This window comes from Cobetia sp. MB87 (genome assembly GCF_011319755.1).
In the GTDB taxonomy this organism is placed as follows: domain Bacteria; phylum Pseudomonadota; class Gammaproteobacteria; order Pseudomonadales; family Halomonadaceae; genus Cobetia.
On record NZ_VFBC01000008.1, the window covers coordinates 142,993 to 155,307 of the forward strand.

Genomic DNA, 12,315 nt, shown 5'->3' on the forward strand with positions numbered 1-12,315 from the left:
GCCTGCCGGCGGGCAAGATTGCCGCCGGCACTTGCCATCCGGTCATCCGCTGAGGGCGGGGCCGGCAAGGAGGGCGAATGAGTTATTTCATTGATCGACGCAGCAATGCACGCAACAAGAGTGCAGTGAATCGACAGCGCTTCATTCGGCGCTATCGCAGTCATATCAAGCGGGCGGTGGAGGATGCCGTCAATCGGCGCTCCATCACCGACATGGAGCGCGGCGAGGAAGTCTCCATCCCGACGCGTGACATTTCCGAGCCGGTCTTCCAGCACGGTCAGGGCGGCAAGCGGCGTGTGATCAATCCCGGCAACAAGGAATTTGTCGAAGGAGACCGCATGCGCCGTCCCGGCGGCGGTGGTGGTGGGGGCGGCAGTGGCGAGGGTCAGGCCTCCAACCAGGGCGAGGGGGAAGATGACTTTGCCTTCACCCTGTCGCGTGAGGAATTTCTCGAGTTCGTCTTCGACGGGCTGGAACTGCCGCATCTGGAGCGCAAGCAGATCGCGGACATGGAAGAGGTGCGCCCGGTGCGCGCGGGGATCGCGCGTGACGGCACACCGGCACGTATCAACATCGTGCGCTCGATGCGCTCGGCGCAGGCGCGGCGCATCGCGATGCGTTCCCCCATCAAGCGGGCGCTGAAGGAGGCTATCGAAGCGCTGGAGCAGGAGGAGCGCAAGGACCCGGTGCTGCGCAACAAGGTGCGCATCAGTGAGCTCAAGGCGGAAATCGAGCGGCTCGAGGCGCGCCTCAAGGCGGTGCCGTTCCTCGATACCTATGATCTGCGCTACAACCACCTCATCAATCAGCCGATGCCGTCCAACAAGGCAGTGATGTTCTGCGTGATGGATGTCTCGGGGTCGATGACCCAGGCGCACAAGGACATCGGCAAGCGCTTCTTCCTGTTGCTGTATCTGTTTCTGGAGCGCAACTACGAGAAGGTCGAGCTGGTCTTCATCCGTCATCACACCGCTGCCAAGGAGGTCGACGAGGAGGAGTTCTTCTACTCCCGCGAGACCGGCGGCACCATCGTGTCCAGTGCCCTCACGCTGCTCGATGAGGTGATTGAATCGCGCTATCCGGCCGGTGAGTGGAATCTCTACGTGGCACAGGCCTCGGATGGCGACAACTGGGACGACGATTCCACCAACTGTCGCGAACTGATGATCAAGAAGCTGATGCCGCGCCTGCAGTACTACGCCTATGTGGAGATCACGCCGCATGCCCATCAGGCGCTATGGGAGGAGTACGAGCGGGTCGAGGCGGAATTTCCGGAACGCTTTGCCATGCAGCAGATCGTCGAGGCAGGCGATATCTACCCGGTGTTCCGCGAGCTGTTCAAGCGCCGCATCAGCGCCTGATCACATCATGCGACGTGCCCGGCAGTCGCGCCGGGCCAGGAGGCCTCATGAGTCATGGTCTTGATGGCGGTCTTGATGACCGAATGAGCAAGCGCATCGATAGCCGGTTGGAAGACACCCAGCCGGCCAGCGGGTCGGATTGGACCTTCGAATTGCTCGAGCATTTCGAAAGCGAGATCGCGCGCATCGCCGCGCAGTACAAGCTGGATATCTACCCCAACCAGATCGAGGTGATCACGTCCGAGCAGATGATGGATGCCTACGCCAGCATCGGCATGCCGGTCGGCTACCATCACTGGTCGTTCGGCAAGCAGTTCCTGTCGGTGGAGCAGGCGTATCGGCGAGGGCAGATGGGGCTGGCCTATGAACTGGTGATCAATTCCGACCCGTGCATCGCCTATCTGATGGAAGAGAACACCCTGATGATGCAGATTCTGGTCATGGCGCATGCCTGCTATGGCCACAACAGCTTCTTCAAGGGCAATTATCTGTTCCGCACCTGGACGGATGCCTCGGCGATCATCGACTACCTCGTCTTCGCGCGGAAATACGTGTCCGAGTGCGAGGAGCGTCATGGCGTGGACGCCGTCGAGCAGCTGCTCGACGCCTGCCATGCACTGCAGAACTATGGCGTGGATCGCTACAAGCGCCCTTCGGCCATCTCGCCGGAGGAGGAGGTCCAGCGTCAGCAGGAGCGTGAGGCCTACTTGCAGGCCCAGGTGAATGCGCTGTGGACCACGATTCCCCAGGCGGGCGAAGAGGATGAGGTTATCGATGAGGTCAATGACCCCCTCGGCCTGCATCGTCGCGGCCGCTATCCGCCGGAACCGCAGGAGAACCTGCTCTATTTCATCGAGAAGAATGCCCCGTTGCTGGAGCCCTGGCAGCGCGAGCTGGTGCGTATCGTGCGCAAGCTGGCGCAGTACTTCTATCCGCAGCGCCAGACGCAGGTGATGAACGAGGGCTGGGCGTGTTTCTGGCACTACACCATCATGAATCAGCTCTACGATGAGGGGTTGATCGGCGAGGGCGTGATCCTCGAGTTCCTGCAGTCGCATACCTCGGTGGTGCAGCAGCCCGGCTTCGATCACCCGCATTACAACGGCATCAACCCCTATGCGCTGGGCTTCGCGATGTTCACCGATATCAAGCGTATCTGTGAGCACCCCGATGATGAGGATCGTGAGTGGTTCCCGGATATCGCCGGCAGCGACTGGCTGGAAACGGTGCACTTCGCGATGCGCAACTTCAAGGATGAGTCCTTCATCCAGCAATTCCTGTCGCCCAAGGTGATCCGGGATCTCAAGCTGTTCTCGCTGGTCGATGATGACAGCGATGAGCATCTCGTCATCGACGCCATTCACGACAGTCGTGGTTACAAGCGCATTCGTGAGGCGCTGTGCGTGCAGTACGCGCTGAGCCATCGTGAGCCGAATATCCAGGTGTGGGCCGCCAACATTCGCGGTGATCGCTCGCTGACCCTGCGCCATGTGCAGGATGATCGGCGCCCGCTGGCGCGCAGCGTCTACCCCGTGATGCGCTATCTGCATCAGCTGTGGGGCTTCCCTGTCCATCTGGAGTCGATGGAGAACGATGAGGTGGCAAGGCGCTACCAGTGGCCACTGCCGGAGGACGCCAATCCCGGCTGACAGGGCGTCAGGTGACGCTCATGGCGGATCGAGGGGGTGTCGAGGGATGCTTGACCTGACCGACGCGCAATCAGCATAAGGCAGGCATGAAAAAACCGCCGTGAGGACACCCTCGCGGCGGTTTTCTTGTCTCAATCGGCTCTCGTGCTCATGCTCGTCCTCTCAGCCAGAGGGTTCCGGTTGTGCACCTCAGGCCGGGCGCTTGGTCCAGGACTGACACCACCCCTTCGGCTCGACGCTATGACTTGGGAAAAGCTGGCAGCCTTCGTTCTCGGGCTTGTAGAACATGCAGTTGGCGCAGTCCGAACCCGGCTTGAAGGCGGGGTGGTCCTTGGCTTCACTGGCGACTTCCACGTAGTTGAGCGCCTTGGCTTGTGGATTGGAGGTGTCCAGTCGCGGCAGGTCGGCAGCAAGGGCGCGGGGTGAAAGTATGGCGGCGCCCAGTGGCAGGGCAGCAAGCCCCAGCAGGCTGTTGCGCATGAAGTTACGGCGGCTCTGATTGGCCATGGTCGGATTCCTTCTCATCAATGGAGCACAACCGTCGGGATGTGCTGCGGTCACGGCTCGCCTGTCAGGAGGCGCTTTCATGTCAGTCGTTGCAGTATCGCGGGGGCCACCGGCGCCTTGAGGGAGCTCTGTGTGGCATTGCGGACCGCTTGCTGGCATTCATGAATGCAGGTGGCATGCCAGATGCTGAACATGTGGTCAGGTTCTGCGCCATCAGTGTTCTGGCAGATTTGTCAGGAGGCCTCTGCTCGCCGATGGTGCATCAAGCGGGTGCTGCCTGCTTATTGTGGCTTGAGTTGGGGCAACCGTCAGCCTCGCTGGCAGAACTCTGGCATGATGGAATCGATCTAGGGGCGTGAATGGCGCCGTTGTGGCCCGCGAGCCATGTCGAAATGATGAATGCATGCCTTGCCGAGGTAACTGCAACGACAAGAAGGAAATGGCGGGATGCTGGATGTGATGGATGATATACGCTCGGCCGGTCGCAAGCTGTGGCGGGGCTTCGGGGTCAGCGTGGTGTTTGCGCTGGTAGGGGGTGGGCTCTGGTGGTGGCAGGAGCGCGACTACCAGCAGTTCTACGTCTGGCAGGGTGTGCCGCAGGCGCGTTCACTGGATTGGAAGACGCTGGCGCGCGGCTTGCGCAGTGATGCCTATCTGGTGGGCTGGTCTGATCTGCGCGCCAACCCGTTATGGGTGACATGGCGACTCGAGAATATTCAAGGCTCGCGGCTGGGAGAGCGTCCTGACGAGTTCGAGCGCGACTGGCGCTCACTGTGGCCCGTCACGCCGGATAGCTACCGCAACAGTGGCTACGACCGTGGACACCTGGCGCCCAATTACGCCATCGGCAAGATCTACGGCGTCAAGGCGCAGCATCAGACCTTTCGCATGACGAATATCTCGCCACAGACACCGGCGCTGAATCGCAAGCTCTGGCAGCGTCTGGAAGCCGCCATCATGGACAGCATCCTGCCGCGCGAAGGCGCATTGTGGATCACGGCAGGGCCGGTCTTCAGCGGCAGTATCGAGCGGCTGCCCAATCTGATCGAGATTCCCGATGCCTTCTACAAGATCATCATCTCGCCCGGCACGGGTCGGCAGGTGCCGCGTGCGCTGGCATTTCTCTTCCCACAGCAGGTCAGGGGCGATGAGCCGCTGGACCGTTTTCTGGTCAGCATCGATCGCATCGAATCACTGACAGGGCTGGACTTCTTCCATGAGCTTCCCGATGACGTCGAGCAGCGCCTCGAGGCACAAGTCGTGCGCGATGGCTGGCAGGTCGACAGTTTCAGTCGTACGCCATCACGTTACTGAGCGCGCTGCCAAGGTCCGACTGACAGGAACGTACTGAAGGAGTTCGGCGGACAGGTGCCGACTGAAGGGGTGCAGCTGAAAAGAGTTATCCACAGCGCCAGGCGTAGTAATGGGTGTGGACAAGTTGCGCATGAGGAGGGCGGTATTTTCTTCGCGACATGCGAAAGACAACGCAGGGCGCTGTGGGACTGAGCAAAACAAGAGGGTGAGGCAGTCAGGATATAGCGAGGGAGAGTATCGCGATGTGAGCAGCAGGCGCTGCGAGGATGCATCGGATATCAACTTGATGGTGCCCAGAAGAGGACTTGAACCTCCACGTCCATACGGACACTAGCACCTGAAGCTAGCGCGTCTACCAATTCCGCCATCTGGGCATCAAGTTGTGTGCTGAAGTCTCAAGAGCAGAGTCTTGCAGCTGAACGAGCATGAAATCCTTGGTAGTGGATGCCATGTTCCCTGTTCGAGTGCGCATCGTGGTGCCCAGAAGAGGACTTGAACCTCCACATCCTTACGGATACTAGCACCTGAAGCTAGCGCGTCTACCAATTCCGCCATCTGGGCGAAGCGCGATACAGGGGTCGTTCGTTGTGAGTCTGACGTCCGTGGTGCCCAGGAGAGGACTTGAACCTCCACATCCTTACGGATACTAGCACCTGAAGCTAGCGCGTCTACCAATTCCGCCACCTGGGCAGACATCAGAACTCGTTTCGGCCCGCAGACCCGGATTAGCAGTCAAGTCGTTGAAACTTAAATGCTTTACCCGTTTTCTGGTATCCATCTTAGCGTGTGTCACGCCAACATGAAACCTGAAATTGGTGCCCAGAAGAGGACTTGAACCTCCACGTCCATACGGACACTAGCACCTGAAGCTAGCGCGTCTACCAATTCCGCCATCTGGGCAAGTGGTGCCGAATAATACGGATGTACTGCGGGAATGCAAGCTTTTTCTTTCATGTCCTGTTGAGCGAGCCACAGAAAGCCTCTCTCGCTTCATGAGGATAGACTGAGGGTAGAGAGAGGACAGCCAGATGAAGCTCATCAAAGGCGAGTCTTCAGGCTTGAGAGTCTGGCTCCGAAGCGCCATTGAAAGCATTGAATGGCCCCTCCGCCGTGATGAGTGGCGGGGAATGGTTGGGTCGGCCCAAGGGTAGAGGCTATAATGCGCGGATGAGAGACAACCTGTCATTCCGTGCCGCGATCGCTGCCCGTCTCGAATTCATCGTCAAGGAATCCTGATTAATGACCCAATGGACGCTCAGCGACGACCCGCACGCGGAACGCGAAGCCCATAAGTACGACAAGCCCATCCCCAGCCGAGAGTTCTTGCTCGACAAGCTGGAAGAGTATGGCAAGCCCATTACCCACGAGAACATGAGCCGCATGCTCGGTTTCGAGGACGAGGAGCAGCAGGAAGCTGTGCGCCGTCGCCTCAATGCCATGGAGCGTGATGGTCAGGTGCTGCGCAATCGTCGCGGTGCCTATGCCCTGATCGACAAGCTGGACCTGATCCGTGGCCGCGTCGTCGGTCACCGCGATGGCTTCGGCTTCCTGGCGCGCGAAGATGGCGTCAAGCCGGACCTCGCCGTGCCGCCGCGCCAGATGCGTCGTGTCTTCCATGGTGATCAGGTGCTGGCTCGCGTCAGCGGCCGTGATCGTCGTGGCCGCGATGAGATCACCATCGTCGAGGTGCTGGCGCGCAACACCCAGACCCTGGTCGGCATCTATCGTCAGTCCGAGCCGGATTTCGGTGTGCTGATTCCCGAGAACTCGCGCATCGCGCAGGAAGTCATCATTCCCAACCGTGTGGCCAATGGTGCCAAGGACGGTCAGGTGGTGTCCGTGCGCATCACTCAGCAGCCCGCCACGCGCGTACAGCCAGTGGGTGAAGTGGTCGAGGTGCTTGGTGAGCGCATGGACCCGGGCATGGAAATCGATATCGCGATCCGCTCCCACGATATTCCCAGCGAATTCCCGCCGGAAGTCGAAGACCAGATCTCGACCATCTCCGCCGAGGTGCTGGAAGAAGACAAGAAGGGCCGCATCGACCTGCGCGAGACGCCGCTGGTCACCATCGATGGCGAAGACGCGAAGGACTTCGATGACGCCGTCTGTGCCTGGCAGGACGACAACGGCAACTGGAAGCTGCTGGTCGCCATCGCCGACGTCTCCCACTACGTGCGTGGTGGCAGTCCGCTGGATCAGGAAGCCTACGTGCGCGGCAACTCGGTGTATTTCCCGGGTCAGGTCGTGCCGATGCTGCCGGAGCTGCTCTCCAACGGTCTGTGCTCGCTCAACCCGCATGTCGATCGTCTGACGCTGGTCTGTGAGCTGACCATCTCTGCCAGCAGTGGCGAGATGCTCGACTACCGCTTCTTCGAAGCCGTGATTCGCTCGCATGCACGCCTGACCTACGAGAAGGTCGGCACCATGCTGACCGACCCGGAAAGTGAGGAAGGTCAGGCACTGTGCCAGCAGTACAATGAACTGCTGCCGTCGCTGCACAACCTGCACGCGCTGTACGGCGTGCTGCGCAAGGCGCGTGACAAGCGTGGTGCCATCGACTTCGAGACCACCGAAACGCAGATCCTGTTCAACGATGAGCGCAAGATCGAGCAGATCGTGCCGCGTACCCGCAATGACGCGCACAAGCTGATCGAGGAATGCATGCTGGCGGCCAACGTCGCGACGGCACGCTTCCTGGATGAGCACGATCTCCCGGCCCTCTATCGTGTCCACAAGCAGCCGGCACCGGAGCGCCTGAACAACCTGCGCGCCTTCCTGGGTGAGCTGGGCCTGACGCTGGAAGGCGGTGACGAGCCGGCACCCAAGGACTTCCAGGCACTGCGTGCCTCGATCGCCGAACGTCCGGACCTCGACATCATCCAGACCGTGATGCTGCGCAGCATGACCCAGGCGGTGTACTCGCCACAGAACGAAGGACACTTCGGTCTGGCCTACGATGCCTACGCGCACTTCACTTCGCCGATCCGTCGTTATCCGGATCTGCTGGTACACCGTGCAATCCGTTCCGTCATCCGTGGTCCGCGCAAGACTGACACCGTGCTGCGCGCCGAAGATGCCGTGACCGAGCGCCCGACCAAGTGGTGCCCGTACACCTTCGAGCAGATGCTCGAGCTGGGTGAGCACTGCTCGATGACCGAGCGTCGCGCCGATGAGGCGACGCGTGACGTCAATGATTGGCTCAAGTGCGAGTTCATGAAGGACAAGGTCGGGGAAGTGCTGGAAGGTACCGTCGCGGCGGTCACCCAGTTCGGCCTGTTCGTGCGGCTGGATGCCTACTACGTCGAAGGCCTGCTGCACATCTCCTCGCTGCCGTCCGACTACTATCACTACGAGGCCGAGAAGCATCGCCTCAAGGGTGAGCGTGCCGGCGTCAGCTACGGTCTCGGTGATGGTGTCACCGTCCAGGTGGCCCGTGTCGACATGGATGAGCGCAAGATCGACTTCATGCTCAGCGATCCGACGCCGCGTCCCAAACGCAAGCCGCGCAAGGCACGCAGCAGCGAGGGCGACAAGCCGGCAGCCGGCAAGAGTGGTTCCTCCAGCAAGGAGTCCGCCGCCAAGGGGCGTCCCGGCAAGCGTGAGCGCGAACGCCTCAAGTCCCTGACCGAGGAAGTCAGTCAGGAAGGCAATGGCAACGCGGCCGCGGCGGAAAAGCCGGCAGGCGAGCGTCCGCCGCGCAAGCCGCGCAGTGAGCGTGGCGAGCGCAATGATCGTTCAGGTCGTGGTGAGCGCAAACCGTCCGCCAGCAATGAGCGGCAGTCTGCGCCCGAAGCGCCGGCGGCAGCTCGTCCGGCCGTGCCGGGTGGCCCGGAATCTGCCGACAGCCCATTCGCTCCGGTCGCGCCGATGGGCGCTGCTGGCAAGGACGATCCGTCGCGCAAGCGGGGTTCGCGCTCGCGCGGGCGGCGCGGTAACGGCCGTAGCTGATTTCGGCTCGGCTCCTCGCGCGTCATTGCATCAGCCCCGGCTCCGGTCGGGGCTGATGCGTTGGGCAGTCGTCAGGCTGCATGATTTCAAGGCTGTCGCGTCGGCGGCAGCTCAGTTTCCGTCAATGTGACAGGGCCCATCGGGTCATCAGTCAGGAAGGCACAATGAGTCAGGACAAGGGGCGCAAGCCCGGCCGCGGCAAGCCCGCCGGCGAGCGTGCTAGTCACGCCAGAAGTGAGCATTCCCGAAGTGAGCGCAGCGGTGCTCAGCGTCACGAGCGTGGCGGGACACGCAAGGGCGGCGCACGCGCCACCGCGCCGAAGATCCCCGGTGGGCTGGAAGCCGTCTATGGCGTGCACGCGGTGGAAGCCTTGCTGGCAAGAGATCGTGCGCCCAGTGAGCTGTGGGTGCAGGCGGGCGAGGCCGAGCTGCGCCTGAGCGAGATCATCGAGCAGGCACGTGCCGCCGGCTCGCGCGTCACCTTGAAGGCACGCGAGGAGCTGGATGCACTGGCCGTCGGCGGTGGTGCCCATCAGGGACTGGTCGCGCTGTGTGCACCGCTGGCCACCGAGAACGAGACCGGCCTCAAGCTGCGTCTCGATGGCTGGTCCCACGAAGAAGCTCCGCTGTTTCTGGTGCTGGACTCGGTCACGGATCCGCACAACCTCGGCGCCTGCCTGCGCAGTGCCGATGCCGCGGGCGCCCATGGCGTCATCGTGCCCAAGGACAAGTCGGCCTCACTGAACGCAACCGTGCGCAAGGTGGCCTGTGGTGCTGCGGAAGTGGTGCCGGTCTATCAGGTCACCAACCTGGTCCGCACGCTGGACGCCATGAAGGAAGCCGGTGTCTGGGTGCTGGGCACGGCAGGGGAAGCCGAATCCATGGCCTTCGAAGCCGACTTCACTGGCCCGGTCGCCATCGTGATGGGCGCCGAAGGCAAGGGCATGCGCCGTCTGACCCGCGAGCACTGCGACAGCCTGATCAAGCTGCCGATGGCGGGCAGCGTCTCCAGTCTCAATGTCTCGGTTGCGGCGGGCATCTGCCTGTTCGAGGCCGTGCGTCAGCGTCGCGGCTGACGCAATTGTCGGCAGGGGATAGTCAAGGGAGGAGCAGGGTAGAGGCAAGAGAGAGGTGGCCGGCGGAATGGGGTTGGCTGTCTTTCATGGGCCGCTTGCCAAGCCCTTGACTCCTCTCTACAATACTGCGGTTCTGTGAAGTGCAGTCTGCAGTGAATGCGCGGCATGGGGGCACCTGTCCTCGCCCGCGCGCGTCTTTCGTGGCCTTCGGGTCTGAATGGCACAACCGTAGTAATCACTCCACTCCTTGCTTCCCGGCCCGAGACGCGCCGTGGGGGCTGTCAAACCGAAAGGAGCCAAGCCATGCGTCACTACGAGATCGTGTTCATGGTCCACCCGGACCAGAGCGAACAGGTTCCGGCCATGATCGAGCGTTACACCTCCATCGTGACCGAAGCCGGCGGTACTGTGCATCGTCTGGAAGATTGGGGTCGCCGTCACCTGGCCTACCCGATCAACAAGATCCACAAGGCCCACTACGTGCTGATGAACGTCGAAACTACCGGTGAGGTGGTTGAAGAACTCGAAACCATCTTCCGTTTCAACGACGCCGTCATCCGTAACCTGGTTGTGCGTTCAAAGGAAGCGGCCATCGAGCCGTCTCCGATGATGAAGCCGGCTGAAGAGAAGCGTCCGCGTCGCGAAGACAAGCGTGACGAATCCGAAGCTCAAGACGCTAACTGATACCGCACCCCCAGGAGGTCATTGCAATGGCACGTTTTTTCCGTCGTCGCAAGTTCTGCCGCTTCACCGCTGAAGGCGTGAAGCAGATCGACTACAAGGACATCGAAGTCCTGAAGTCTTACATCACCGAGACCGGCAAGATCGTCCCGAGCCGTATCACTGGCACCAAGGCACGCTACCAGCGTCAGCTGGCGACTGCCATCAAGCGTGCTCGCTACCTGGCTCTGCTGCCGTACAGCGACAGCCACCAGTAAGGCGACACCATGATGCTGGCACTGGCACGCTGGGCCATGCGCGGCCCCCTGCAATGCATCGCGATTGCATTGCTGACGGGAATCGTGCCCTGGTTCTTCTGGTTCAGTGCCGCCATCAGTGCGCTGGTCACGCTTCGGCGTGGCCTTGCGCCTGCCGCACCCGTAGTCATCGCCGCCGCTGTTCCGGCCGGTTGGTGGTGGGTACAAGGCGATCCGGTACCTCTGGCAACCGTATTGCTGGTCACCCTGATGGCCACCCTGCTGCGCGCTCGCGTGCGGTGGGGTGAGGCGCTGATAGGCGCCAGCCTGACGGCGGCACTGATGGTGCAGTCCGGGATATTCCTGCCACCAGGCGGAGCCGGTCCACTGCTTGAGAGCATTCGAAAGAATGCCCCTGAGCTTGACGCACGCTTGAACGACTTTGCCGCTCAAGGTGTGCCGACTGAACAGCTCGCAGGGCTGGTCATCGGTGGTATTACCGGGTTGGTGGTCCTGCTGGCCGCCACGGGCTGTCTGGCCCTGGCGCGCAGTTGGCAGTCCGGGCTCTACAATCCGGGTGGGTTTCGCAGCGAATTCCATGCCTTTCGGCTGAGTTTGCCCGAAATCCTGATACTGGCAGCCTGCGGAATCATTGGCGTACTGCTCAATGTGCCTGCAGTGCTCCTGCTGATCTGGATACCGCTGCTGGTGGCGGGCATTGCCCTGGTACATGGTTACATCGGGTTAAAGGGGATGAGCGGGTTATGGCTCGTCGGCGTCTATTTCATGATGCTGACCACCTGGCCCACGATTCTGATTTTGCTGCTGTTGGCGCTTGTGGACGTCTTTGCGGATTTTCGCGCACGTCTCGCCGGCAGTCATCGATAAGAGGTTTACGAGATGCAAGTCATTCTGCTCGACAAGATTGGCAAGCTGGGCAACCTGGGTGACCAGGTTTCCGTCAAGGCTGGCTTCGGTCGCAACTACCTGCTGCCGTACGGCCTGGCAGTTCCGGCCACTGCTGAAAACCAGGCAGCTTTCGAAGCTCAGCGCGCTGAGCTGGAAGCACAGGTTGCAGAGCGCAAGTCCGAAGCTGAAGCGCGTGCCGCTCAGCTGAACGAAATCGAACTGTCCCTGGTCGCCAAGGCTGGCGAGGAAGGCAAGCTGTTCGGTTCCATCGGTCCGCGTGACCTGGCCGAAGCTATCGCCCAGTCTGGCATCGACATCGCCAAGAGCGAAGTCCGCATGCCGGAAGGCCCGCTGCGCAACACTGGCGAATACGACATCGTGCTGCAGCTGCACGCTGAAGTGACTGCCACTGTCCGTGTGGTCGTGGTCGGCGAGTAATCGCTGATTTGCAGTGACTGGCCGGTGAACCGGTGTAGTGACTGCTGCGGTACCCAAGCCGCCTTTGCATCCTCGATGCGAAGGCGGTTTTTTCATGGGCGCGATTTATCATCGGCGTGGCATTTGACTGGTCGCCGGCGAGGCGATGACGCACAAAATCCGGTAGAATGCCTGCCCCCGTCAGGAAGAGGCT

At 61.4% G+C, this 12,315-nt stretch carries 10 protein-coding genes and 4 tRNA genes; 9 read left to right on the forward strand and 5 right to left on the reverse strand.

All coding sequences use genetic code 11. The annotated features are described in order from the left end of the window. Positions 1 to 77 precede the first annotated feature (77 nt). Both CDPAHKCJ_RS10120 and CDPAHKCJ_RS10125 read left to right on the forward strand, forming a co-directional pair. Positions 78 to 1,361 carry a YeaH/YhbH family protein gene (locus tag CDPAHKCJ_RS10120; RefSeq protein ID WP_166019695.1) on the forward strand — a complete coding sequence of 428 codons (1,284 nt, stop codon included), beginning with the start codon at positions 78 to 80 and terminating at the stop codon, positions 1,359 to 1,361. Positions 1,362 to 1,444: 83 nt separating this feature from the next. After that, positions 1,445 to 3,010, forward strand: a complete 1,566-nt coding sequence (locus CDPAHKCJ_RS10125) for a SpoVR family protein (protein ID WP_052384722.1) — start codon at positions 1,445 to 1,447, stop codon at positions 3,008 to 3,010. Between the two features lie 189 nt (positions 3,011 to 3,199). Here the strand turns inward: CDPAHKCJ_RS10125 and CDPAHKCJ_RS10130 are convergent, their stop codons facing one another. Next, positions 3,200 to 3,517: a high-potential iron-sulfur protein gene (locus tag CDPAHKCJ_RS10130; protein ID WP_043334757.1), complete on the reverse strand. Its 318-nt coding sequence runs from the start codon at positions 3,515 to 3,517 to the stop codon at positions 3,200 to 3,202. A 447-nt stretch (positions 3,518 to 3,964) separates the two neighbouring features. On the opposite strand from CDPAHKCJ_RS10130, the gene CDPAHKCJ_RS10135 reads away from it, so the two are divergent. Further along, on the forward strand, positions 3,965 to 4,831 hold the full coding sequence (locus CDPAHKCJ_RS10135; protein ID WP_240916753.1) for a DNA/RNA non-specific endonuclease: 867 nt from the start codon (positions 3,965 to 3,967) through the stop codon (positions 4,829 to 4,831). A gap of 287 nt (positions 4,832 to 5,118) precedes the next feature. Here the strand turns inward: CDPAHKCJ_RS10135 and CDPAHKCJ_RS10140 are convergent. From CDPAHKCJ_RS10140 to CDPAHKCJ_RS10155, 4 genes are all read right to left on the reverse strand, one after another. Continuing rightward, positions 5,119 to 5,205, reverse strand: a tRNA-Leu gene (locus CDPAHKCJ_RS10140). Positions 5,206 to 5,305: 100 nt separating this feature from the next. Further along, positions 5,306 to 5,392 (reverse strand) — tRNA-Leu (locus tag CDPAHKCJ_RS10145). 42 nt (positions 5,393 to 5,434) lie between these two features. Beyond that, positions 5,435 to 5,521, reverse strand: a tRNA-Leu gene (locus CDPAHKCJ_RS10150). Between the two features lie 123 nt (positions 5,522 to 5,644). Then, positions 5,645 to 5,731, reverse strand: a tRNA-Leu gene (locus tag CDPAHKCJ_RS10155). Positions 5,732 to 6,070: 339 nt separating this feature from the next. Here CDPAHKCJ_RS10155 and rnr point away from each other — a divergent pair. The 6 genes from rnr to rplI all read left to right on the forward strand — a co-directional run bounded on the left by rnr (position 6,071) and on the right by rplI (position 12,122). Beyond that, complete coding sequence (gene rnr / locus CDPAHKCJ_RS10160) at positions 6,071 to 8,782, forward strand: ribonuclease R (protein WP_166019696.1); 2,712 nt, start codon at positions 6,071 to 6,073, stop codon at positions 8,780 to 8,782. Positions 8,783 to 8,946: 164 nt separating this feature from the next. Then, positions 8,947 to 9,858: a 23S rRNA (guanosine(2251)-2'-O)-methyltransferase RlmB gene (gene rlmB, locus CDPAHKCJ_RS10165; RefSeq protein ID WP_166019697.1), complete on the forward strand. Its 912-nt coding sequence runs from the start codon at positions 8,947 to 8,949 to the stop codon at positions 9,856 to 9,858. A 303-nt stretch (positions 9,859 to 10,161) separates the two neighbouring features. After that, entirely contained in the window at positions 10,162 to 10,542 is a 381-nt protein-coding gene (gene rpsF, locus CDPAHKCJ_RS10170) for a 30S ribosomal protein S6 (RefSeq protein WP_043334756.1), read from the forward strand. Positions 10,543 to 10,568: 26 nt separating this feature from the next. Continuing rightward, positions 10,569 to 10,796: a 30S ribosomal protein S18 gene (gene rpsR, locus CDPAHKCJ_RS10175; protein ID WP_024952281.1), complete on the forward strand. Its 228-nt coding sequence runs from the start codon at positions 10,569 to 10,571 to the stop codon at positions 10,794 to 10,796. Between the two features lie 12 nt (positions 10,797 to 10,808). Then, entirely contained in the window at positions 10,809 to 11,663 is an 855-nt protein-coding gene (locus tag CDPAHKCJ_RS10180) for a hypothetical protein (RefSeq protein WP_043334783.1), read from the forward strand. A 12-nt stretch (positions 11,664 to 11,675) separates the two neighbouring features. Beyond that, positions 11,676 to 12,122, forward strand: a complete 447-nt coding sequence (rplI, locus tag CDPAHKCJ_RS10185) for a 50S ribosomal protein L9 (protein ID WP_166019698.1) — start codon at positions 11,676 to 11,678, stop codon at positions 12,120 to 12,122. Positions 12,123 to 12,315: the final 193 nt, after the last annotated feature.